This window comes from Pseudomonas cimarronensis (assembly GCF_049331905.1).
GTDB lineage: Bacteria > Pseudomonadota > Gammaproteobacteria > Pseudomonadales > Pseudomonadaceae > Aquipseudomonas.
The window spans coordinates 785,880-808,666 of sequence record NZ_CP186283.1; the positions used below are offsets into that span (position 1 = coordinate 785,880).

At 61.7% G+C, this 22,787-nt stretch carries 25 protein-coding genes; 9 read left to right on the forward strand and 16 right to left on the reverse strand.

Translation table 11 applies throughout. The annotated features are described in order from the left end of the window. Nucleotides 1-16: 16 nt before the first annotated feature. Nucleotides 17-1,492, forward strand: a complete 1,476-nt coding sequence (gene nuoN / locus ACOCLD_RS03755) for an NADH-quinone oxidoreductase subunit NuoN (protein ID WP_422910903.1) — start codon at nt 17-19, stop codon at nt 1,490-1,492. A gap of 24 nt (nt 1,493-1,516) precedes the next feature. Continuing rightward, a complete protein-coding gene (locus ACOCLD_RS03760; protein WP_422910904.1) occupies nt 1,517-2,368 on the forward strand; it encodes an SDR family oxidoreductase in 852 nt (283 codons plus the stop codon). Nucleotides 2,369-2,374: 6 nt separating this feature from the next. On the opposite strand, the gene ACOCLD_RS03765 is transcribed toward ACOCLD_RS03760, so the two are convergent. From ACOCLD_RS03765 to ACOCLD_RS03805, 9 genes are all read right to left on the reverse strand, one after another. Continuing rightward, complete coding sequence (locus ACOCLD_RS03765; RefSeq protein WP_422910905.1) at nt 2,375-3,109, reverse strand: hypothetical protein; 735 nt, start codon at nt 3,107-3,109, stop codon at nt 2,375-2,377. Nucleotides 3,110-3,228: 119 nt separating this feature from the next. Continuing rightward, nucleotides 3,229-3,945 carry an energy transducer TonB family protein gene (locus ACOCLD_RS03770; RefSeq protein WP_422910906.1) on the reverse strand — a complete coding sequence of 239 codons (717 nt, stop codon included), beginning with the start codon at nt 3,943-3,945 and terminating at the stop codon, nt 3,229-3,231. After that, nucleotides 3,942-4,367: a TonB system transport protein ExbD gene (gene exbD, locus ACOCLD_RS03775; protein ID WP_422910907.1), complete on the reverse strand. Its 426-nt coding sequence runs from the start codon at nt 4,365-4,367 to the stop codon at nt 3,942-3,944. Before exbD ends, ACOCLD_RS03770 begins: the two co-directional genes overlap by 4 nt. A 3-nt stretch (nt 4,368-4,370) precedes the next feature. Continuing rightward, a complete protein-coding gene (exbB, locus tag ACOCLD_RS03780) occupies nt 4,371-5,444 on the reverse strand; it encodes a tonB-system energizer ExbB (protein ID WP_422910908.1) in 1,074 nt (357 codons plus the stop codon). 208 nt (nt 5,445-5,652) lie between these two features. Next, nucleotides 5,653-6,033 carry a RidA family protein gene (locus ACOCLD_RS03785; protein WP_233683228.1) on the reverse strand — a complete coding sequence of 127 codons (381 nt, stop codon included), beginning with the start codon at nt 6,031-6,033 and terminating at the stop codon, nt 5,653-5,655. A 149-nt stretch (nt 6,034-6,182) separates the two neighbouring features. Beyond that, nucleotides 6,183-8,291 carry a bifunctional GTP diphosphokinase/guanosine-3',5'-bis pyrophosphate 3'-pyrophosphohydrolase gene (gene spoT, locus ACOCLD_RS03790; protein ID WP_422910909.1) on the reverse strand — a complete coding sequence of 703 codons (2,109 nt, stop codon included), beginning with the start codon at nt 8,289-8,291 and terminating at the stop codon, nt 6,183-6,185. 60 nt (nt 8,292-8,351) lie between these two features. Then, nucleotides 8,352-8,615 carry a DNA-directed RNA polymerase subunit omega gene (gene rpoZ / locus ACOCLD_RS03795; RefSeq protein ID WP_108488510.1) on the reverse strand — a complete coding sequence of 88 codons (264 nt, stop codon included), beginning with the start codon at nt 8,613-8,615 and terminating at the stop codon, nt 8,352-8,354. A 121-nt stretch (nt 8,616-8,736) separates the two neighbouring features. After that, entirely contained in the window at nt 8,737-9,354 is a 618-nt protein-coding gene (gene gmk / locus ACOCLD_RS03800) for a guanylate kinase (protein WP_422910910.1), read from the reverse strand. A gap of 40 nt (nt 9,355-9,394) precedes the next feature. Continuing rightward, nucleotides 9,395-10,258, reverse strand: coding sequence for a YicC/YloC family endoribonuclease (locus ACOCLD_RS03805; protein ID WP_422910911.1), 864 nt, complete (start codon nt 10,256-10,258; stop codon nt 9,395-9,397). 141 nt (nt 10,259-10,399) lie between these two features. Between ACOCLD_RS03805 and rph the strand changes: the two genes are divergently transcribed. Both rph and ACOCLD_RS03815 read left to right on the forward strand, forming a co-directional pair. Further along, complete coding sequence (gene rph / locus ACOCLD_RS03810; RefSeq protein ID WP_422910912.1) at nt 10,400-11,122, forward strand: ribonuclease PH; 723 nt, start codon at nt 10,400-10,402, stop codon at nt 11,120-11,122. Nucleotides 11,123-11,162: 40 nt separating this feature from the next. Beyond that, a complete protein-coding gene (locus ACOCLD_RS03815; protein ID WP_160013746.1) occupies nt 11,163-11,534 on the forward strand; it encodes a DUF4870 domain-containing protein in 372 nt (123 codons plus the stop codon). Nucleotides 11,535-11,590: 56 nt separating this feature from the next. Here ACOCLD_RS03815 and ACOCLD_RS03820 read toward each other — a convergent pair whose 3' ends face one another. Beyond that, nucleotides 11,591-12,370, reverse strand: a complete 780-nt coding sequence (locus tag ACOCLD_RS03820; RefSeq protein WP_160013745.1) for an exodeoxyribonuclease III — start codon at nt 12,368-12,370, stop codon at nt 11,591-11,593. A gap of 93 nt (nt 12,371-12,463) precedes the next feature. On the opposite strand from ACOCLD_RS03820, the gene pyrE reads away from it, so the two are divergent. Beyond that, nucleotides 12,464-13,105 carry an orotate phosphoribosyltransferase gene (pyrE, locus tag ACOCLD_RS03825; RefSeq protein WP_233683234.1) on the forward strand — a complete coding sequence of 214 codons (642 nt, stop codon included), beginning with the start codon at nt 12,464-12,466 and terminating at the stop codon, nt 13,103-13,105. 23 nt (nt 13,106-13,128) lie between these two features. Next, nucleotides 13,129-13,722: a DUF4124 domain-containing protein gene (locus ACOCLD_RS03830; protein ID WP_422910913.1), complete on the forward strand. Its 594-nt coding sequence runs from the start codon at nt 13,129-13,131 to the stop codon at nt 13,720-13,722. Between the two features lie 10 nt (nt 13,723-13,732). Here ACOCLD_RS03830 and ACOCLD_RS03835 read toward each other — a convergent pair whose 3' ends face one another. The 5 genes from ACOCLD_RS03835 to coaBC form a co-directional block, all read right to left on the reverse strand. Further along, nucleotides 13,733-14,179, reverse strand: a complete 447-nt coding sequence (locus ACOCLD_RS03835; protein WP_257776613.1) for an acyl-CoA thioesterase — start codon at nt 14,177-14,179, stop codon at nt 13,733-13,735. Between the two features lie 135 nt (nt 14,180-14,314). Continuing rightward, nucleotides 14,315-15,220 (reverse strand): acetylglutamate kinase, encoded by a 906-nt coding sequence (gene argB / locus ACOCLD_RS03840; RefSeq protein ID WP_257776614.1) that lies wholly within the window; start codon nt 15,218-15,220, stop codon nt 14,315-14,317. A gap of 31 nt (nt 15,221-15,251) precedes the next feature. Beyond that, nucleotides 15,252-16,640: a phosphomannomutase/phosphoglucomutase gene (algC, locus tag ACOCLD_RS03845; RefSeq protein ID WP_422911755.1), complete on the reverse strand. Its 1,389-nt coding sequence runs from the start codon at nt 16,638-16,640 to the stop codon at nt 15,252-15,254. Between the two features lie 1,250 nt (nt 16,641-17,890). Next, complete coding sequence (dut, locus tag ACOCLD_RS03850; protein ID WP_257776615.1) at nt 17,891-18,346, reverse strand: dUTP diphosphatase; 456 nt, start codon at nt 18,344-18,346, stop codon at nt 17,891-17,893. 26 nt (nt 18,347-18,372) lie between these two features. After that, entirely contained in the window at nt 18,373-19,581 is a 1,209-nt protein-coding gene (gene coaBC, locus ACOCLD_RS03855; protein ID WP_422910914.1) for a bifunctional phosphopantothenoylcysteine decarboxylase/phosphopantothenate--cysteine ligase CoaBC, read from the reverse strand. A 190-nt stretch (nt 19,582-19,771) separates the two neighbouring features. Between coaBC and radC the strand changes: the two genes are divergently transcribed. Next, the gene (gene radC / locus ACOCLD_RS03860; RefSeq protein ID WP_422910915.1) at nt 19,772-20,446 is read left to right on the forward strand and encodes a RadC family protein; all 675 of its coding nucleotides are present in this window, start codon (nt 19,772-19,774) and stop codon (nt 20,444-20,446) included. On the opposite strand, the gene ACOCLD_RS03865 is transcribed toward radC, so the two are convergent. Continuing rightward, nucleotides 20,443-22,032, reverse strand: coding sequence for an ABC transporter substrate-binding protein (locus ACOCLD_RS03865; protein ID WP_422910916.1), 1,590 nt, complete (start codon nt 22,030-22,032; stop codon nt 20,443-20,445). The two genes, radC and ACOCLD_RS03865, sit on opposite strands and share 4 nt — an antisense overlap. A gap of 348 nt (nt 22,033-22,380) precedes the next feature. On the opposite strand from ACOCLD_RS03865, the gene rpmB reads away from it, so the two are divergent. Continuing rightward, complete coding sequence (gene rpmB / locus ACOCLD_RS03870; RefSeq protein WP_233683241.1) at nt 22,381-22,617, forward strand: 50S ribosomal protein L28; 237 nt, start codon at nt 22,381-22,383, stop codon at nt 22,615-22,617. Between the two features lie 10 nt (nt 22,618-22,627). Further along, entirely contained in the window at nt 22,628-22,783 is a 156-nt protein-coding gene (rpmG, locus tag ACOCLD_RS03875) for a 50S ribosomal protein L33 (RefSeq protein WP_007894709.1), read from the forward strand. The last annotated feature ends 4 nt before the right edge of the window (nt 22,784-22,787 follow it).

The window sequence follows — 22,787 nt, forward strand, 5'->3', positions numbered from 1 at the left end:
TATGGAACATCACGCTGTGGAATTCACGACTCAACACTTTATCGCGCTGCTGCCGCTGCTGATCACCAGTGCCACCATCGTGCTGGTGATGCTGGCGATTGCCTGGAAGCGCAATCACGCCATGACCTTCGGCCTCTCGGTGCTAGGCCTCAACCTGGCCCTGCTGTCGCTGTTGCCGGCTCTGGACGTGACGCCGATCGAGGTCACGCCGTTGTTGCTGGTGGATAAATTCGCCTGCTACTACATGGCCCTGGTGCTGGCGGCGACCCTGGCCTGTGTGACGCTGATTCACGCCTACCTGGGCGGTGAGTCCGGCAAGGGCTATCCAGGCAACCGTGAAGAGCTGTACCTGCTGATGCTGTTGTCCGCCGCTGGCGGTCTGGTGCTGGTCAGTGCGCAGCATTTGGCGGGTCTGTTCATCGGCCTGGAACTGCTGTCGGTGCCGACCTACGGCATGATCGCCTATGCCTTCTTCAACAAGCGTTCGCTGGAAGCCGGCATCAAGTACATGGTGCTGTCCGCCGCCGGTTCGGCATTTCTGCTGTTCGGCATGGCGCTGTTGTATGCCGAGTCGGGCAACCTGACCTTCGCCGGTATCGGTGCCAAGCTGGCCGCCGATGGTTTGCCGAGCATGCTGGCGCAGATTGGCATGGGCATGATGTTGATCGGTCTGGCGTTCAAACTGTCGCTGGTGCCGTTCCACCTGTGGACCCCGGACGTCTATGAAGGCGCCCCTGCGCCAGTGGCTGCCTTCCTCGCTACAGCCAGCAAAGTGGCGGTGTTTGCCGTGCTGCTGCGCCTGTATCAGGTCTCGCCAGCGGCTGCCGGCGGCTGGCTGAATGACCTGCTGACGCTGATTGCCATCGCCTCGATCCTCTTCGGCAACCTGCTGGCGCTGCTGCAGAACAACCTCAAGCGTCTGCTCGGTTACTCCTCCATCGCCCACTTCGGCTACCTGCTGGTGGCGTTGATCGCCAGCAAGGGCTTGGCCGTGGAAGCGGTCGGCGTGTACCTGGCCACTTATGTACTGACCAGTCTTGGCGCGTTTGGCGTGATCACCCTGATGTCGACGCCCTACAGCGGCCGTGATGCCGATGCTCTGTACGAATACCGTGGGCTGTTCTGGCGTCGTCCGTACCTGACCGCCGTGCTCACCGTGATGATGCTGTCGCTGGCCGGTATTCCGCTGACTGCCGGCTTCATCGGCAAGTTCTACGTGGTCGCTGCCGGTGTGCAATCGCAACAGTGGTGGCTGCTCGGCGCCCTGGTGCTCGGCAGCGCCATCGGTGTGTTCTATTACCTGCGGGTGATGGTCACCCTGTTTATGGTCGAGCCGAACCTGCGCCGCCATGATGCGCCGCTGCATTGGGGGCAACAGGCAGGTGGTCTGATGCTGCTGTTTGTCGCGTTGTTGGCCTTCGTACTCGGTGTTTACCCGCAGCCGCTGCTGGAGCTGGTGCAACAGGCCGGCTTGGTGGCACTGTTGCCCTGATGAATAAGCAGGGAATACACAACCATGAGTAAGACACTGATGATCGCCGGTTGTGGCGATGTTGGCAGCCGTCTGGGGCAGCAGCTGAACGTTGCGGGCTGGACGGTGTTCGGCCTGCGCCGCGGCGTAGCGCAGCTGCCTGCCGGTATTCGCCCGGTTGCCGGTGATCTGCAGGCCGACGCCTGCCCGGCCGCCTGGCCGAGTGAGCCGCTGGATTATCTGGTGTATTGCGCGGCCGCCACCGAACACGATGAGGCTGGTTACCGCGCCGCCTATGTCGACGGCCTGCGTCGCGTGCTGGGTTGGCTGGCGCAGCAGGGCCAACGGCCCAAACGCCTGCTGTTTGTCTCCAGCAGTGGTGTGTATGGCCAGCAGCAGGGTGAGTGGGTGGACGAGACCTCAGCGGCACACGCTGAAGGCTATTCCGGACGCGTTATGCGTGAAGCGGAGCAGGTGGCCCTGGCCAGTGACCTGCCGGCCACGGTGGTACGTTTGACCGGGATCTACGGCCCAGGGCGCGAATGGCTGCTTGGCCAGGTGCGGCAGGGCTATCGGGTGGCCAGTGAGCCGCCGTTGTATGGCAACCGTATTCATGCCGATGACGCAGCCGGTCTGCTGGCGTACCTGCTGCAGGCCGATGCCCGTGGGGTGGCGCTGGAAGACTGTTATATCGGCGTCGATGATCAGCCGGCACCGCTGCATGAGGTGGTGGCCTGGCTGCGCGAGCAACTGGGCGTCAGCCACTGGTCGGCCGAGTCGACTGTGCGCCGTGCCGGCAGCAAACGCTGCAGCAATGCCCGTGCCCGCGCCCTGGGTTGGCAGCCGCAGTACCCCAGCTACCGTGAAGGCTACAGCGCAATCCTGCGCAGCGCGTAAGCTCGCTTAACGCTGCTGCAGTAGCCAGCGCTGCTGACCCTTGTAGAAGTTTGGCATTTCATCGATCTGCGCACGGTTCAGCGCTTCAAATACCCGCAGTTGCTTGCCTTCACGCTCAAACAGCCAGTTCTGGCCTTGCTCGCCAAGTTGCAGCCAAAGGCTGTCGAACTCGCCGCTCATCGCGGCGCAATCGCCGGCCAGGCACAGGGCGTAGCGTTCTGCGCCAGGCAGGCCCTGTACGCTGCCATCGGCCTGGAACAGCACCAGGCCGCCTTCGCCCAGGCCTTCCTTGATCAGCCAGGTGCCGCCCAGGTAAGCGCTGTACAGCGCCTGCTCGAAGCTGCTCCCCGGTGGCGCCAGTAGGCCGGGCGCTGCGGGTGCGCGGACAAAGCGCTGCTCCGGCCAGGTGTCGCTTTGCGCTTGAATCAGCTCATTGCCGCTGAGGCTCAGGTTTTCCTGAAAGTCACCGTAGAAATGCACGCGCAACTGACCGGCTGGGCCGCGTTCAATGCTGCCTTCGCCACGTTCGAAACCATTGCTGAAGCTGGCCAGCCGACGTTGGCTGTCGATTTGCCATTCCAGGTTAGGGCCATAGGCGAGCAGGGCTTCACGCAGGTTGCCGCCTTCCACGGCCGCGTCGATGGCGGCCTGGTTGATCCAGGTACCGCTGGGGTCGCGCGGTGGGCTGGCACAGCCGCTGAGCAGGGCGCAGGTGAGCAGAACAACAAACAGGCAACGCATGACGGCGTCCTCAAGGGTGAGGCGGTGATGGCCCCGATGATGGATTCGCTCAGCAGAATAGCGTCATTTGCGTCAGGCGTTACAGCATCAGCCCGTACAGGTCGCACGGGCTGTCGGGTTTAGCGGGTGAGTTCGAATTTGATCGGGAAGTCCAGGCTGATGCTGCCGCTGCTCAGCACTTCCTGCGGCGGTCGCGGTACCGGACTGGCTTTGCGCAGCTGGATCAACACGTCGCGATCAAAGGATGGGCGCGCGGTGGAGGCCTTGATCTTGCCCAGCAGAATATCGCCATGGAGATTGACGTTGAACGTCAGGGTTACCGCCTGGGTATGGCCAATCCGGTTGAAGCGCCGCTCGCGATCCGGGTAATGCAGGCGTTTGCTCAGGTGCGCATGTACCTTGCTCAGCCAAACAGCACGCGCCTGATTGTCCTCACTGGGCGCACTTTGACGCGCTGCGGCCTGCTGTTGCGCGGTCGTAGCTGCGTCGGTGCTGGCCTGTGCCGTTTCCGGAGCGGGTGTCTGCACTGGCTGTGGTTTCGGTTGCGGTGGGCGCGGTTTGGGTTTCGGCTTGGGCTGGGCGATTACCAGCTTCGGCTTGGGCGCTTCGATCAACTTGGGCTGTGGCTCGGGTTCCGGCTCGGGCTGCTGGATCACCGGGGGCGCTGGCTTCGCGGCGACCTGTGGTTGCAGCTCGACCAGCATCGCCGCCGGCGGCGGCTCCACGGCAATGGCTTGCGGGTGCCAGTACAGCGCCCAGATAAACAGCGCAACGTGCAGCGTGACCACCAGCAGCAGGCTGGCCATCCAGAAAAGGCTACGGCGCGAGCGGGTCATGGTGTGCCGACCGTCTCCAGACCAACCAGACCAATCTTCAGGTAGCCGGCACCGCGCAGGTTGTCCATCACGCTCATCAGGTCGGCATAATCGACGCCTTTGTCACCGCGCACGAAAATGGTTTTTTCCTTGTCGGCCTGAGTCAACTTGTCCAGTGCTGCACCCAGCAGCGCGGGTTCGACCTGATCGTTGTCGAGGAACAGGCGGCTGTCTTCCTTGATGCTCAGATAGATCGGCTTGTCTGGGCGCGGTGTCGGTTTGGCGCTGGAGGCGGGTAGGTCGATTTTCACGTCAACCGTGGCCAGGGGCGCTGCCACCATAAAGATGATCAGCAATACCAGCATCACGTCGATAAAGGGTGTGACGTTGATCTCGTGGTTTTCCTGAAGGTCATCGCCACTGTCGTTGAGGTGCAGGCCCATGCCTCAGACCGCCCTGACCATTTGCGGAGCCGCGCTGCGTTCGTTGCTGGTGGGCATGTCCAGGTCACGGCTGACCAGCAGCAGCACCTGGGCCGAGGCGTCGGCGACCTGCGCCTTGTAGCTGGCAATCGAGCGGGCAAAGACGTTGTAGATGATCACCGCCGGGATTGCGGCAACCAGGCCCAGGGCCGTGGCCAGCAAGGCTTCGGCGATACCCGGAGCGACCACGGCGAGATTGGTGGTCTGCGATTTGGCGATGCCGATAAAGCTGTTCATGATGCCCCAGACCGTACCGAACAGGCCGACGAAGGGTGCCGTGGAACCAATGGTGGCCAGTACCCCGGTGCCTTTGCTCATGTCTCGGCCACAGGCTGCCACCAGGCGTTCCAGGCGGAAGCTGACACGTTCCTTGATGCCATCTTTCAGCTTGCTGTTGGCGGACAGGTTCAACTCGTCACGGGCATCGTCGATCAGCAGGGTGCTGAAACTGTGCTGGGCACGTGCCAGGTCGGCGGCCTGTTGCAGGTTGCGGGCGCGTTTCAGTTCAGGCAACTCGCGGCGCAGGCGACGGCGGGCGCTGATCAGCTCGATGCTTTTCGCCACCCACACGGTCCAGGTCAGGATCGAGGCGAGAACCAGGCCGATCATCACGCTTTTCACCACGATATCGGCGTTCTGATACATGCCCCACGGTGACAGGTCGTGCATCAGGGCCTCATCGGCTGCCGCCTCTGGCAGCGTTGCGCTTTCTTGCAGGGCATTCAGCAGTTGCTGTGCCTGCTCGGGAGCAATGCCGTTGTCGGTGATGAATTGTTGCTGCGTGGCGCTGATCTGCTCGGCACTGGCCTGCTTACCCAGCGCCGCGATTTTTTCCCGCAGCGCCGTCAGCTGAGGGGCTTCACCGCTTAATGCTGCAGCCTCGGGCGTCGCCAGTGCTGAGCCGTTCGCTGCGGCAGCAGCCGGTTGTTCAGCGAAGCTGGTGATGGGCAGCAAGGTCAGCAGAGACAGGCAGAGCAGCGGCAGCCAGCGTGGCTGGCGGGACGTGGCGATGTGAGCGGTTGGGCTGGAGAAGAACATACTGGCCGGACCTGAGAGGGAGGGTTGCGGGTGCGCGGCGAAATGGGGCTACGCGCGAGTAAGTTTAAATATTATTGCAAATAATTCTCGTTAATAAAAGATTGGCAAAGACTGCCCAGGGGCGCGGCGGGATGGTTTATGCGGGTTTGGAGGGGGGCGAGGACAAGACGGGAGTAGGAAAGGCGGGGCAGATGCCCCGCCGGGGGCGTTACTCAAGTACCAGAATAGCGTCCATTTCAACTTGCGAGCCGCGGGGCAGTGCGGCTACGCCAATGGCCGCGCGAGCCGGGTAGGGCTGCTCGAAGTAACGGCCCATGACTTCATTGACCTTGGCGAAGTGCGACAGGTCGGTGAGGAAAATATTTAGTTTGACGATGTCCTTGAACGAGCCGCCAGCGGCTTCGGCGACGGCCTTGAGGTTCTCGAATACCTGTACGGTCTGGGCTTCGAAGCCTTCCACCAGCTCCATGGTTTTTGGATCCAGCGGGATCTGCCCGGACATGTACACGGTGTTGCCCGCCTTGATCGCCTGGGAGTAGGTGCCGATAGCGGCCGGGGCCTTGTCGCTGCTGATAACGCTCTTGCTCATGGAAGCTCCTGCGAAGTTGTAGTGGGAGAACTCTACGCACACGTTGCTGTGCTGACGTCAGTTAGATTGTCTAGGTTGGGCGAAAGCCACAGCGACTGTCAAAGTACAGTGGGCGGCTGATTGCCCTGTGCAGTCTTGGTGTGGGTCGATCAGGCGCGCGCGCGGGTGATGCGGATCACCCCGGTGAGGGCGCGCAGTTTCTTGATCACCCTGGCCAGGTGTACGCGGTCATGTACGCTGACGACCAGCTGCACGACGCTGATGCGGCCATCACGCTCGTCCATGCTGATTTTCTCGATGTTGCCATCGGCGGCATTCACGCTGCCGGCCAGCAGGGCGATCAGGCCGCGCTGGTGCTCCAGCTCGACGCGCAGTTCGACATTGAATTCGCCGGTAACGTCCTTGGCCCACGACAGCTGGATGCATTTCTCCGGGTTGTGGCGGATCTCGCCGATGTTCTTGCAGCTTTCCAGATGCACCACCATGCCCTTGCCGGCGGACAAATGGCCGACAATCGGGTCGCCCGGGATTGGCGTACAGCACTTGGCGTAGCTCAGCACCAGGCCTTCGGTGCCACGGATCGCCAGTGGGCCTTCACTGCTTGGCAGGGCCTCGTTGTTGTCGCTGAGCAGGCGACGCGCGACCACATAGGCCATGCGGTTGCCCAGGCCGATGTCTTCTAGCAGGTCTTCGAGCACATCCTGGTGGTATTCGGCGAGCACCGCTTGCACCCGCTCAGGTGAAAGCTTGTCCACGCGGCTGTCGAAGCCTGCCAGAACCTTGTTCAGCAGGCGTTCGCCGAGGCTGATGGACTCCGAACGGCGTTGCAGTTTCAGTGCATGGCGAATATGTGTACGGGCCTTGCCGGTAACCACGAAGCTCAGCCAGGCCGGATTCGGTCGTGCACCAGGGGCGGTGACGATTTCCACCGTCGAGCCACTTTCCAGGGCTTGCGACAGCGGGGCCAGGCGGCGGTTGATGCGGCAGGCGATGCAGGTGTTGCCGACGTCGGTGTGCACGGCGTAAGCAAAGTCGACCGCCGTGGAACCTTTTGGCAGCTCCATGATGCGGCCCTTGGGCGTGAACACGTAGACCTCGTCGGGGAACAGGTCGATCTTCACACTCTCGATAAATTCCAGCGAGTTGCCGGCGCGTTGCTGCATCTCCAGCACGCCCTTGACCCACTGCCGCGCGCGGGCGTGGCTGCCCTTGGGCTGGTCTTCCTCGTTGGATTTGTACAGCCAGTGTGCGGCAATACCGTTGTTGGCCAGCTCTTCCATCTCGCGGGTACGGATCTGGATCTCGATCGGTACGCCGTGCATGCCGAACAGCGTGGTGTGCAGCGACTGGTAACCGTTGGCCTTGGGGATCGCGATGTAATCCTTGAAGCGGCCCGGCAGGGGTTTGTACAGGTTGTGCACGGCGCCGAGCACGCGGTAACAGGTGTCGACTTTGTCGACCACGATGCGGAAGGCGTAGACGTCCATGATTTCGTTGAACGCCCGGCGCTTGCCACGCATCTTCTGGTAGATGCCGTAGAGGTGCTTCTCGCGGCCCATTACCTCGCCTTCCATGCCTTCGCGGGCCAGGCAATGGATGATCGACTCTTCGATCTTGTTGACGATTTCCTTGCGGTTGCCCCGAGCCCGCTTGACCGCTGTGCGGATGCGCTCGGAGCGCATCGGGTGCATGGCCTTGAAGCCCAGATCCTCGAACTCGATGCGCATGCTGTGCATGCCCAGGCGGTTGGCAATCGGTGCGTAGATTTCCAGGGTTTCCTTGGCGATGCGTCGGCGTTTCTCACCGGACAGCACTTCCAGGGTGCGCATGTTGTGCAGGCGGTCGGCGAGTTTGACCAGGATCACGCGGATATCGCGGGCCATGGCCATGGCCATTTTCTGGAAGTTCTCGGCCTGGGCCTCGGCTTTGGTCTCGAAGTTCATCTGGGTCAGTTTGCTGACCCCATCAACCAGTTCCGCCACGGATTCGCCGAACTGCGCGTCCAGGGCTTCCTTGGCAATACCGGTGTCTTCAATCACGTCATGCAGCATCGCGGCCATCAGGCTCTGATGGTCCATGTGCATGTCCGCCAGGATGCTCGCCACTGCCAGGGGATGGGTGACGTAGGCTTCGCCGCTGCGGCGGCGTTGGCCGTCGTGGGCTTGTTCGGCGTAGAAATAGGCGCGGCGTACCAGGTTGACTTGGTCGCCGTCGAGATAGGTCGAAAGTCTGTCGGCGAGGGCGTCTATGCTCGGCATGGGCGTTCCCCCTGCCAATTCAGATGACCCTGCGCCTGACGACGTCGACCCGGCATAGGCTTACAGAGGCTCGTTCGCCTCTTCCTCGAATGCGGCAAACAGCGGTTCTTCTTCGACGATATCGTCTTGCGCGATTACGTCATAGTTGACCAGGCCAGCAGCGATTTCGCGCAGTGCGACTACGGTCGGCTTGTCGTTTTCCCAAGCCACTTTTGGCTCTTTGCCGCCGGTAGCCAGCTGGCGCGAACGCTTGGTGGCGAGCATGACCAGCTCAAAGCGGTTATCGACGTTGTCCAGGCAATCTTCAACGGTAACGCGGGCCATGGTATTCCTCGTTGCGACAAAATTAAGAGCGAAAAAGCGTCGCCCCAATGGGCGAGCGGACTGAATAGTCTAAAAAATCACCAGCATTTAGGGAAGCACTGATTTCTCAGTGCTTCGCGCATCAGACCAGCAGCTCGCTGAGCAGACCGCTGTGGCGCTGCTGTTGCGGGGCTTGCAACAGTTGATTGGCACGGAAGATGGCCTTCAGGTCGCTCAAAGCATGGGCGAAGTCATCGTTGATCAGCAGGTAATCATATTCGACGTAATGGCTCATCTCGCTGACCGCTTCACGCATCCGCCGCTCAATGATTTCGCCGCTGTCCTGGCCACGGTTGGTCAGGCGGTGGCGCAGGGCTTCCAGAGTCGGCGGCAGGATAAAGATGGATTTGGCTTCCGGCATCAGTCGGCGTACCTGTTGCGCGCCTTGCCAATCGATCTCGAGGATCAGGTCGTAGCCGTCGGCGAGGGTTTGCTCGACCCACTTCTGCGAGGTGCCGTAGAAGTTGTCGAAGACCTGGGCATGCTCCAGGAACTCGCTCTGTTCGAGCATGGCGGTGAACTGCGGGTGGTCGACAAAGTGGTAATGCACCCCATCCACCTCACCCGGGCGCATGGCGCGGGTGGTGTGCGACACCGACACGCGGATCTGTGCTTCGCTGTCGATCAGCGCTTTGACCAGGCTGCTTTTGCCTGCGCCGGAGGGGGCGGAAATAATGTAGAGCGTGCCGCTGGTGGCCATGTGCGTGTCCTGTATTGCGTGGGTAAAGCCTAGCAGTGGCTTACTCGATGTTCTGCACTTGTTCGCGCATCTGCTCGATCAAGACTTTCAAATTGACGGCGGCTTGGGTGCTGCGGGTGTCGAAGGCCTTGGAGCCGAGGGTATTGGCTTCGCGGTTGAGTTCCTGCATCAGGAAATCCAGGCGGCGACCAGCCTGGCCACCGGTTTTCAACACACGGCGTACTTCGTTGACGTGGGTGCTGAGGCGATCCAGTTCTTCGGCGACATCGCTTTTCTGCGCCAGAATCACCAGCTCCTGTTCCAGACGCTGCGGGTCTAGCTCAGCCTGCATCTCGGCGCAGCGGTCGAGAATCTTCTGCCGTTGCCCGGCAAGCATCTGCGGCACCAGCTCGCGCAGGGCGGCCACCTGTTCGAGGATGCTGTCGAGGCGCTCATTGAGCAGTTTGGCCAGCTCGATACCTTCGCGTTCGCGGCCGTTCTTCAGCTCGTTCAACGCCTCGGTGAACAACGCCAGCGCACTCTGATTGAGAGCCTGCGGGTCGGCAGCATTGGCCACCAGCACGCCAGGCCAGCCAAGCACTTCCAGTGGATTGAGCGCGGCGGGCTGTTTGATCAAGCCGGCGACGCTCTCGGCGGCGGCGACCAGTTGCGCGGCGCGCTCAAGGTTTACCTGCAGAGCCTTGCCTGCATTGTCATCGCTAAAGCGCAGGGTGCATTCGACTTTGCCGCGCGACAGGCCATTGCGCAGCGCTTCGCGCACCGCGCCTTCGAGGTCGCGGAAGCTTTCCGGCAGACGCAGGTGGGGTTCCAGGTAGCGATGGTTGACCGAACGCAGCTCCCAGCTCAGGGTGCCGTTGGCATTCGCCTGTTCGGCGCGGGCAAAGGCAGTCATGCTGTGGATCATGGGGCGAACCTCGCGAGAAGACGGAACGAAGGGCGCAGGATTGTAGCGCAGTGCGCCAGTCGTACCCAATTCGGCATACCGTGATGGGCATACGGCCCTATAATGCCCGGCAGATTTTTTATTCAGAGCAGGAATCCCTAGATGAAACGTCCCAGTGGCCGCGCCGCCGATCAGTTGCGCTCGATTCGCATCACCCGCAACTACACCAAGCATGCCGAGGGTTCGGTGCTGGTGGAGTTTGGCGATACCAAAGTGATTTGCACGGTCAGTGTCGAGTCGGGCGTTCCGCGTTTCCTTAAAGGTCAGGGCCAGGGTTGGTTGACCGCCGAGTACGGCATGCTGCCGCGTGCCACCGGCGACCGTAACCAGCGTGAAGCCAGCCGTGGCAAGCAAGGCGGTCGCACCCTGGAAATCCAGCGCCTGATTGGTCGTTCACTGCGCGCTGCACTGGATATGAGTAAGTTGGGTGAGAACACCCTGTACGTCGATTGCGACGTGATCCAGGCTGACGGTGGCACCCGTACCGCCTCCATTACTGGCGCCATGGTGGCGGTGATTGATGCGCTGAAAGCGATCAAGAAGCGTGGCGGCCTGAAAGGCGGCGACCCGCTCAAGCAGATGATTGCTGCTGTGTCGGTGGGCATGTATCAGGGCGAACCGGTGCTGGATCTGGATTACCTGGAAGATTCCGCCGCCGAGACCGACCTCAACGTGGTGATGACCAGCGCTGGTGGTTTTATCGAGGTGCAGGGCACCGCCGAAGGCGCACCGTTCCAGCCGGCCGAACTGAACGCCATGCTGGCGTTGGCGCAGAAAGGCATGGCTGAGCTGTTTGAGCTGCAACAAGCGGTGCTGGCTGACTGATTGAGCTGTACTACAGGTTCGTAACGCAAGGAGAAGCACCATGAGCGACGAGTCCCAAGCGCCCCAACCGGTTCCCGGCCCCGAAGCCCGCCAGTGGGCGATGTTCTGTCACTTTGCCGCGTTTCTCGGTCTGGTGATTCCCTTTGGCAATCTGCTTGGGCCGTTGATCGTCTGGCAGATCAAGAAGGATCTGGATCCGTTCGTCGATGCCCAGGGCAAGGAAGCGCTGAACTTCCAGATCAGCGTGGCTCTGGCTGCGTTGCTGTGCTTCCTGCTGATGGTTGTGGTGGTGGGCTTTCCGTTGCTGGTGCTGGTCAGCATTGCGGCGCTGGTGCTGACCATCATTGCCGGGATCAAGGCCAATGAAGGTCAGGCTTACCGTTATCCCTTTGCCTGGCGCCTGGTGAAATAGGCGCTCTTGAGTTCAGTTAATAAAAAACCGGCTTTTAGCCGGTTTTTTATTAAGCGCTATACGCTGAGTATCCAGTCGTAATCGACGATCAGCGGCGCGTGCTGCGAGAAACGTGGCTGGCGCGGCAGGCGGGCGCTGCGGATGCTGCGACGCATGCCGGGCGTGAGCAACTGATAGTCGAAGCGGTAGCCGAGGTTGAGCAGTTCGGCCTGCTCGCTGTCCGGCCACCAGCTGAACTGGTCGCCTTCGCGGCTGACTTCGCGCAGTGCATCGACATAACCCATGGTGCCGATCACTTCATCCAGCCAGGCCCGTTCCGGCGCCAGGAAGCCCGGTGACTGCTGGCAGTCGCGCCAGTTCTTCACATCGAGCTTCTGATGCGCCACATAGAACGAGCCGCAATAGATGTACTCGCGGCGCTTACGGCGCTGCTTGTCCAAATAATGGGTGAAGTCGTCCATAAACTTGAATTTCTGATTCAAGCTCTCATCACCCTGCTGCCCCGAAGGCATCAGCATGGTGGCAATACTTACTTTGTCGAAATCGGCCTGCAGGTAGCGCCCATAGCGATCGGCCATTTCAAAGCCGAGGCCGCTGATTACCGCCTTGGGTTGCAACCGCGAATACAGCGCCACGCCACCTTGGCTGGGCACTTCTGCATCGCAGGCATAGAGGAAATAGCCATCCAGTTGGAGGGCTTGGTCGTCCAGTTCAAAGGCGGAGGCGCGGGTGTCCTGCAGGCAGATGACGTCGGCATTCTGTGCTTGCAGCCAACTGAGCAAACCGCGCTCGACTGCCGCATGAATACCATTCACGTTCACACTGATGATCCGCATAAATGGCCCCCAAAATCACGTGCGTGTATGATACCCGAGCTCACCTCTATTAGCTAAATTACCTAGTAAATCCGTGCTGTCCGGGGCTTTTTAATGCAAGCGTATCAACGCGACTTTATCCGTTTTGCCATCGAGCGTGGGGTTCTGCGCTTTGGTCAGTTCACCCTGAAATCCGGGCGTATCAGTCCTTATTTCTTCAATGCCGGGCTGTTTGACAGCGGCTTGGCCCTGGCTCAGCTCGGGCGTTTCTATGCGGCGGCCGTGGTGGACAGCGGTATCGACTTCGATGTGCTGTTTGGCCCGGCCTATAAAGGTATTCCCCTGGCAGCGACCACTGCGGTGGCGCTGGCCGAGCACCATCAGCGTGATGTGCCCTGGTGTTTCAACCGCAAGGAAGCCAAGGATCATGGCGAAGGTGGCACCTTGGTAGGCGCTCCGCTGGCGGGTCGCGTGCTGATCATTGACGACGTGATCACCGCTGGTACGGCGATTCGCGAAGTGATGCAGATTATCCAGGCACAGGGCGCACAAGCGGCCGGTGTGCTGATCGCCCTGAATCGCCAGGAGCGCGGCAAAGGCGAGCTGTCGGCGATTCAGGAGGTCGAGCGTGACTACGGCATGCCGGTGGTGAGCATTGTGTCACTCGAACAGGTACTGGAATATCTGGCAGAGGATGCTGAACTCAAGCAGTATCTGCCGGCGGTACAAGCCTACCGCGCCGAATACGGAATCTAACCTGCCGAGAAGGTGCTGCATCGATGCATAGACCTGCCCTGACCTGCTGTTCGCTGTTGCTAGGCCTACTGCTGCCGGTTGTGGCGGGTGCGGCCGAGCTGTACCGCTATGTCGATGACAAGGGCACCACGGTGCTCAGCCGTCAGGGCGTGCCGCCGGAGCACATCAGCAAGGGTTATGAAGTGCTGAATGACCAGGGGCGGGTGATTCAGGTGATTCCGCCCGCGCCGAGTCCTGAGGAGATGAAGCGCATCCTCGCCGACAAGGCCCGCGCCAGTTCCGACGCGCAGCTGCTGCGCCTGTACAGCACTCCGGAGGACGTCGAGCGTGCGCGTCAGCGCAAGCTGGCCGAGCTGGATGGTCTGATTGGTGTGGCACGCAATAACCTGCAGTCGGTGCGCACCCAGCAGGCCAACCTGCAAAGTCAGGCCGCTGACCATGAACGTGCAGGGCGTGCAGTGCCGGCGCATTTGCTGGCGCAGATCGACAATCAGAAGGCCGAGCAGGAGCGCCTCAAAGGCGACATCGTGCGCTATCAGGCTGCGCGCAAGGAGGCTGACAGCAGCTTCAATTCCGATGGTGAGCGCCTCAAGGAACTGCTGGGCCGCCACCAGTAGGTTGCGACAGCTATTGCTGCGGTGCGCAGCGCTCAAAAGCCAGAATCTTTTCCCTCAACCATGCCGGTAGCGGACTGCTAGTGCGGCTGGCGCTGTCTGCGTGCACGTAAATCACTTCGCCACTGGTCAGTGCTTGTTCGTCGCGCCAGATACCCATGGCAAAGCTCAGGCTGGAGCGGCCCAGGCGGGCGACGCGAATGCCGATCTGCAACGGGTCATCGAAGCGCGCTGGGGCCAGGTACTCCAGCACGGTCTTGATCGCGAAGAAATCGCCGCCATCACGGCTCAGGTCCTCCGGGTAGCGAATGCCCAGGGCGCGGAAGTATTCGGTGATGGCGACATCGGCGTAGGTCAGGTAGTGACCGTTGAACACGATGCTCTGCGGGTCGACTTCGGCCCAGCGCACGCGCAGGGTGTGGAAAAAGCTGAAGGTTTCGCGGGACGGCGCGGTTGGCATGCGGTACACCTCTGGCTGGCAGTGCGGGTTCACTGAGCTTCGGTGTTGCGCCGGCCTGCTGCAAGGGTTGCAGCAGGCTATCAGGCGGCTGAATCAGCCAGGATTACCTGGCTGATTCGTATTGCAGGCAGGAGCTTAGTGGCGTTTTCGGTTGCAGATCAGGGTACCCACGCCGCTGTCGGTAAAGATTTCCAGCAGCACCGCATTCGGTACGCGGCCGTCGATGATGTGCGCGCTGGTCACTCCGCCCTGTACCGCTTCCAGCGCGCAGCGGATCTTCGGCAGCATGCCACCATAGATGGTGCCGTCAGCAATCAGGCCATCGACCTGTTCGGTGGTCAGGCCGGTGAGCACCTGGCCCTGCTTGTCCATCAGGCCGGCGATGTTGGTCAGCAGCATCAGCTTCTCGGCTTTCAGTGCTTCGGCGACCTTGCCGGCGACCAGGTCCGCGTTGATGTTGTACGACTCGCCGTCCGGGCCGACGCCAATTGGCGCGATCACCGGGATGAAGTCGCCCTGCACCAGCATGTTCAGCAGGTCGGTGTTGACCCCGGTGACTTCGCCGACATGGCCGATATCGATGATTTCCGGCTGGGTCATTTCCGGTGTCTGGCGGCTGACCTTGAGCTTTTTCGCGCGGATCAGCTCGGCATCCTTGCCGGTCAAGCCGATGGCGCTGCCGCCGTGCTGGTTGATCAGGTTGACGATGCTTTTGTTGACCTGGCCGCCGAGGACCATCTCCACCACGTCCATGGTCGCGGTGTCGGTGACGCGCATGCCGTCGATAAAGTGACTTTCAATGCTCAGGCGCTTGAGCAGGTCGCCGATTTGCGGGCCGCCGCCGTGCACCACCACCGGGTTGATACCTACAGCTTTCATCAGCACGATGTCGCGGGCGAAGCCCTGCTTGAGTTCTTCGCTCTCCATGGCGTTGCCGCCGTATTTGATCACCAGGGTTTTGCCAACGAAGCGGCGGATATACGGCAGCGCTTCGGAGAGTACCTTGGCGACGTTGGTGGCGGCATCACGTTCGAGGGTCATGCAGGGCTCCAGTAGAGGGTTGGCTAATCAGTCAGAACGGCAGGTCAAGGTCCGGCACCGCGCTGTACAGCTGAGCACGGAAGACTTCTTTGATGCGTTCGAGTTCCTGTTCGGTTTCGGCCTCGAAGCGCAGCACCAGTACCGGCGTGGTGTTGGAGGCGCGTACCAGGCCCCAACCTTTGGGGTAGTCGACGCGCACGCCATCGAGGTTGGTGATATTGCCTTCGCCCCATATACCATCGCGCTGCAGGCGTTCGATGATGCTGAACTTGCTCTGCTCGGTAACCGGGATGTTGATTTCCGGGGTGGCGATGTCATTGGGGAAGGCACTGAACACGTGTTCGGCGTCGCGGCGATCCTGGCTGAGTATCTCCAGCAGGCGGGCGGCGGCGTAGAGGCCGTCATCGAAGCCGAACCAGCGTTCCTGGAAGAAGATATGCCCGCTCATTTCGCCGGCCAGCAGCGCGCCGGTTTCTTTCATCTTCTTCTTGATCAGCGAGTGGCCGGTTTTCCACATTACCGGACGTCCGCCGTAGCCGCTGATCAGCGGGGTCAGGCGGCGTGTGCACTTGACGTCGAAGATGATGTCGGCGCCGGGGTTGCGCGATACCACGTCCTTGGCGAACAGCATCAGCAGGCGATCCGGGTAGACGATGGTGCCGGCGTTGGTCACCACGCCAACGCGGTCGCCGTCACCGTCGAAAGCCAGGCCGAGGTCGGCTTTTTCTGCTTTGACCTTGGCGATCAGATCCGCAAGGTTTTCCGGTTTGCCGGGGTCGGGATGGTGGTTGGGGAAATTGCCGTCAACGTCGCAGTACAGCGGGATGACCGAGCAACCCAGTGATTCGATCAGTTTCGGCGCAATCACACCGGCCACGCCATTGCCGCAGTCGACCACCACACGCATCGGCTTGGCCATGGCGATGTCATCACGGATCTGCTTGAAGTAGCGATCCAGCACGTCAACCTGCTCGACCGTGCCGACACCGCTGAGCAGGTCGTTGTTGTCGATACGGGTTTTCAGCGCCTGGATCTGCTGGTTGGCCAGGGTATCGCCGGCGATGACGATCTTGAAGCCGTTGTAGTCGGCCGGGTTGTGGCTACCGGTGAGCATCACCGCTGATTTGCCGGCCAGGACATGGGCGGCGTAGTACACCACCGGGGTGGGCACCATGCCGACGTCGCTGACCTGGCAGCCGCAATCGAGCAGGCCCTGGATCAGTTGTTGGGTCAGTTGCGGGCCGGACAGGCGGCCATCACGGCCGACGGCAATGTTCGGCTCGCCCTGGGCAATGCTCTGCGAGCCGATGGCACGGCCGATCCAGTAAGCGCTTTCAGCGTTCAAGGTGCGGCCGACCACGCCACGAATGTCATAGGCGCGGAAGATGTCGGCTGGCAGCTTGGGCGCTTTGGCTTGCACGGGGGCTGGTGCGGGTTCGTCGAGGCCGAGCAGATCCTGGTCTTCGTCGAGGATGTCGATATCGAGTATGTCGGTGTCCTGAAACAGCGGATCAACCATGGGCGCGGCTGGCGCAGGCGCAGCGTTGGGACGTTCTGCGCTGGTCGGCGCTGCACTACTGGGCGCCTGCTCGCTGGCACGGCGCGGCATGCGCGCCAGGTTCTGCGCCAGGATATCCAGGGCGGGCAGGCTCAGGCTGAAGGCTTTCACGGCCTTGCCGGCGGCTAGCTCCTTGAGCATCTGGCCCAGTTGCAGCACGTCGGCATGCAGGTAGCGCTGCAGGCGGCTCTGTACCAGATACAGACCCAGCAATGCGCCGGCTAGCGCCAGCAGGCCGGCAATGCCGAGCAGCAGTGGTGACAGGACTGAGCCGGTGAGTGACGTGCCAGGGGTGAAACTGATGCTCCAGTTGGGGTTGCCGGTGCTGAATGACTGCGCGTTGCCCTCGGCCTGACCGCGTTGCGCCAGCACTTGGGCGGCGGTGTTGTTGAACTGCTGGATCAGCTGGATCTGCCCGACTTCGGCCGGCATGACCGGCAGGCTGGCGAGCAGGCGCTCCAGGTCGACGGCCAACAGCAGGGTGCCGTGCAGGGGCTCGCCTTCACTCAGGCGCAATGGCGCGGCGCTGTAGACCAGCCAGCGCTGGCCGACCTTGTAGGCCTCCGGTGCGGGTGTCTGGCCGTTTTCTGCGCGGCGCAGCATGTCCAGGGCGGCAAAATTCATCGGTGCGCTGCGGCCCATGTCCTGCACGGCTTGGCCGCGGGCATTGAGATGTGCATCGACTACCCCGTGCCAGTAAGTGAGGTTGCGCTCGGCGGCGCGCACCTGGGCGGTGTCCTGACTTTGCAGGGCTTGCAGCAACTGCGGGTTGCGCGCGGCGGCCTGGGTATCGGCGCTGAGCTGTTGCAGGGCTTTCTGCAGGACCGCTGCCTGGCCGCCGCCCCAGGCCTGGCTGAGCTGCTGCAATTGCTGCTGATTGGCGCTGTTGAGCGGGCCGAACCAGAGCAGCGCGCCGCCCAGGGCAATGCCGATCAAGGCCGCAGCCAGCCCCGGCAGCAGGCTGTTGAGGCTGGATTTGGCCGCTTTCGGTTCGACTGTGCCGCTGGCCAGTTGGGCGCTGGCGGTGACGGCGTCAGCGTCCTTGGCAGTGCGCTTGAAGAGTTTCATGCAGCGTCTCCTCGGCAATTCATCCTGAAATCAGATTAGGGCAATCAGTGGCTGCCGGAGTGGCCGAAACCGCCCGCGCCGCGCTGGGTTTCGTCGAACTGTTCAACCAACTCGAAATGCGCTTGTACCACCGGCACCAGAACCAGCTGGGCGATGCGCTCGCCAATGGCGATGGTGAAGGGCGTCTGGCCGCGGTTCCAGCAGGACACCATCAGTTCGCCTTGGTAGTCCGAGTCGATCAGGCCGACCAGGTTGCCGAGGACGATGCCGTGCTTATGGCCCAGCCCCGAGCGCGGCAGGATCATCGCTGCCAGGCCGGGGTCGCCAATGTAGATCGACAGGCCTGTGGGGATCAGTACGGTTTGCCCGGGCTCGAGTACCAGCTGCTCTTTGAGCATGGCGCGCAGGTCGAGGCCGGCGGAGCCCGGCGTGGCGTAGTGCGGCAGAGGAAATTCGTTGCCCAGGCGCGGGTCGAGGATCTTGGCTTGTAAGGCGTGCATATCAGGCTCAGGTCGGTAAGTGGGCGTCAGCAATTGGCCATGCGTTCGGCAATAAAGCTCACCAGTTGGCGGGCAATTTTGCTTTTGCTGGTCTGGGCGAAGCTGCTTTGCTGGAGTTCACGGTCGATGATGGTGATGGCGTTTTCTTCGCTGTTAAAGCCGATGCTGGGGTTGGCCACATCGTTGGCGACGATCAGGTCGAGGTTCTTGTCGCGCAGCTTGCGCGACGCGTACTCCAGCAGGTTCTCGGTTTCAGCGGCAAAGCCGACGCTGAACGGGCGATCAGGGCGCCCCGCCAGGGTGGCGAGAATATCCGGGTTACGTACCATTTGCAGGAGCAAACCGTCGCCACTGGTAGGGTCTTTTTTCAATTTGTGCTGGGCGACCACTTCCGGGCGGTAATCGGCCACGGCAGCGGCCGCAATCAGCAGATCACAAGGCATCGCGGCTTCACAGGCGGCGAGCATGTCGCGGGCGCTGGTGACGTTAACCCGGGTGACGCGCTCGGGCGTCGGCAGGTGCACCGGGCCGCTGATCAGGGTGACCTTGGCGCCGGCTTCGGCAGCCGCTTCGGCGAGGGCAAAGCCCATCTTGCCGGAGCTGTGGTTGGTGATGTAGCGCACCGGGTCGATGTTTTCCTGGGTCGGCCCGGCGGTGATCAGCACATGCTTGCCGGTCAGCGCCTGATGCTGGAAGCAGTCGGCGGCGCATTGCACCAGCTGCTCGGCTTCGAGCATGCGGCCCAGGCCGACATCGCCGCAGGCCTGGCTGCCGGCGGCAGGGCCGAACAGGTGCAGGCCGCGTTGGCTCAGTAACTCAGCGTTGGCCTGGGTCGCCGGGTCGCGCCACATGGCCTGGTTCATCGCCGGTGCCAATGCAACAGGGGCATCGGTGGCCAGTACCAGGGTGGTCAGCAGGTCATCGGCCACGCCCTGCGCCAAACGTGCCATCAGGTCGGCAGTGGCCGGGGCAATCAGCACCAGGTCAGCCCAGCGCGCCAGCTCGATATGGCCCATGGCGGCTTCGGCTTCGGGGTCAAGCAGATCAAGGTGCACCGGATGCCCGGAGAGGGCCTGGAGGGTCAGTGGGGTGATGAATTCACGACCACCTTTGGTCATGACCACGCGCACGTCGGCGTCCTGGTCCTTGAGTCGGCGAATCAGCTCGGCACTTTTATACGCGGCAATACCGCCACCCACGCCAACAATGATGCGTTTCCGATACAGCCGCTGCATAGGCCTGCCTTTTATAGAGATGGATATACACCGCGACGCCGACACCTCCCCAGGCCGGTCGCCGCGCAAAAGTTGGGCTACGATAGCACAAGGGTTGTATGCGAGTAGCGCTGCCAAGTGCTTGCCTGGCTTGGCTTTGCGCGCGCTGGCGTGGCGCGTTGTCGCGCCTTTTAGCACACATGGAGGTGTGATGAGTATTCGTGATTGGCCGGCGGCCGAGCGGCCGCGGGAAAAACTCCTGGCTCAAGGGGCCGCCACCCTGACCGACGCCGAACTGCTGGCGATTTTCCTGCGTACCGGGGTGGCCGGGCAGAGTGCAGTCGACCTGGCGCGGCATCTCTTGGGTGATTTCGGTAGCCTGCGCGCCCTGTTGCAGGCTGATCTGCCGTCGTTCAGCCAGCGCCTGGGCTTGGGGCCAGCCAAATTCGCCCAGTTGCAGGCGGTGCTGGAGATGGCACGGCGGCATCTGGCCGAGCAATTGCGCCGCGATTCGGCGCTGGAAAGCCCGCAGGCGGTGCGTGACTACCTGAAGGCGCTGTTACGCCATGAGCCGCATGAGGTGTTCGGCTGCCTGTTTCTCGATGCCAAGCACCGTGTGCTGGCGTTCGAGGCGCTGTTTCACGGCTCCATCGACAGTGCCAGCGTTTATCCCCGGCAGGTGGTTAAGCGCGCCCTTGCACATAACGCGGCGGCGCTGATTCTGACCCATAACCATCCGTCTGGTGTCGCCGAACCCAGTCAGGCGGACCGGGTGCTGACCCGTCGCCTGAAAGAGGCGCTGGAGCTGGTGGATGTGCGCGTACTCGACCACTTTATCGTTGGCGACGGTGAGCCGCTGTCGATGGCCGAGTACGGCTGGCTTTAAGGGTTCAACCGCACCTTGGCAAAGTCCTGGCGACCGAACGGGCTGACTTGGTAGCCCTCGACTTGCTTGCGCGTCAGCGCATAGGCCGTCGGGTGGGCCAGCGGCAGCCACAGAGCTTGCTGCTGGATGATCTGCTGCGCCTCTTTATATATCCGACTGCGCTGAGTCTGGTCGCTGGTGCTTTTGCCATCAGTGATCAGCTTGTCCAGCTGCGGGTCGCAATAACGCGCGAAGTTCAGCCCGGACTCAAGTGAGGCGCAGGCAAATTGCGGGGTGAGGAAGTTGTCCGGGTCACCGTTGTCGCCGGCCCAGCCCATAAATAGCAGGTCATGTTCGCCCGCCTTGGCGCGGCGAATCAGTTCGCCCCATTCAATCACGCGGATTTCCGCTTTGATGCCGACCTTGGCGAGGTCTGCCTGCAGCAGTTGTGCGCCCAGGCTCGGGTTGGGGTTGAGCACGCTGCCGCTTGGGCGAGTCCAGATGGTGGTGCTGAAGCCATCGGCCAGGCCGGCAGACTTCAGCAGTTCGCGGGCTTTCTCCGGGTTGTGCGGATAGCCAGGCAGCTCGCTGGCGTAGCTCCAGGTATTGGGCGGGTAGGGCCCATTGGCCGCTTCGGCGCTGTTCTCGAATACGGCCTTGAGGTAGCTGGCTTTATCGAACGCCAGGTTGATCGCTTGGCGCACAGCCGGCTGGTCGAGCGGTGGGTGCTGGCTGTTGATGCCGACGAAAGCGGTCATAAAGGCAGCGGTATGCGCGCTCTGCAGATTGTTATCGCCGCTGATGGCCTGTACGTCCTGCGGTTTCGGTGACAGGGCAATATGGCATTCGCCACGGCGCAGCTTCTGCAGGCGCACGTTGGCGTCCGGGGTGATGGCGAAGATCAGGTTGTCCACCGCAGGTTTACCGGCGAAGTAGCTCGGGTTGGCGCTGTAGCGCACGCTGGCGTCCTTCTGGAAGCGCTTGAATACGAACGGACCGCTGCCGATCGGCTGGCTGTTGAGTTGCTGCGGCGTACCGGCGGCCAACAGTTGGCTGGCATATTCAGCGGAGTAGATCGACGCGAAGCCCATGCTCAGTGTGGCGAGGAAGGTGGCGTCAGGGCGATTGAGGGTAAAGCGCAGGCTGTGTTCGCCGGTTTTGTCGATGCTCTTGATCAGGCTCGGCAGCTGCATCGACTGGGCGTGGGGGTAACCGCTGGCGGCGACCTTGTGCCAGGGGTGGGTCGGGTCGAGCATGCGTTGAAAGCTGAACAGCACATCGTCAGCTGTCAGGGTGCGGCTGGGGCTGAAGTAGTCGGTGTGATGAAACTGCACGTCCGGGCGCAATGTGAAGCTGTAGCTCAGTCCATCCGCGCTGACCTCCCAGGCTTGCGCCAGGCTTGGCTGCAATGTGCCACTGGTCGCATCGAAATCCACCAGGCGGTTCAGCAATACGTCAGCCGAGGCGTTGGTGGTGGTCAATGAGTTGTACTGCACCACGTCGAAACCATCCGGGCTGGCCTCCGTGCAGACACTGAGCGTACTGGCCTGGGCCAGGATCGGAGCCAGTAGCGGGGCGAGCAGCAACGGTAGGGTGGCAAGACGCATGACAAACTCCTGAGCAGGGTGGCGCGCGGGCGAGGCTCTTACCCTAGGCCATAATCCGGCGGCAGGGCAATCAGTCTCGGCGACGAGCGGTCGATCTGCGTTGTGACCGCTGCCGGCTGGCCCGGGCGCTGGAATTGCAAGTTGGTCTTTGCTCGGTAAAGTACGTTTAACCTTGTTGCACTGGGGGCTTTCTGGTATAAAGCAGCGCTCTTTTGTAGGGGCCCGGTTCTTGCGCTTTCAGGTACGGCCGGTAAGACCCTCGAGATACGCGGCGCCGAGCGCCAATGACATTGAGTTTAAGCGGCCAACCCATGCCGGGTTGGGCATGTGGTTTTAGAGGGCTGAGGCATGTCGAGAGTCTGTCAAGTTACCGGTAAGGGTCCGGTAACCGGGAATAACATTTCCCACGCAAACAACAAAACCCGTCGTCGTTTCCTGCCGAACCTGCAGCATCACCGCTTCTGGGTCGAGTCTGAGAACCGTTTCGTTCGTCTGCGCGTTTCTGCCAAAGGCATGCGTGTAATCGACAAGCGTGGTATTGACGTGGTTCTGTCCGAGCTGCGTGCTCGCGGCGAAAAGGTTTAAGGGGAAAGTCATGCGTGAATTGATCCGTTTGATCTCGAGTGCCGGTACTGGTCACTTCTACACTACCGACAAAAACAAGCGCACCACTCCGGACAAAATCGAAATCAAAAAATTCGATCCGGTTGTGCGTAAGCACGTGATCTACAAGGAAGGCAAGATCAAGTAATTGA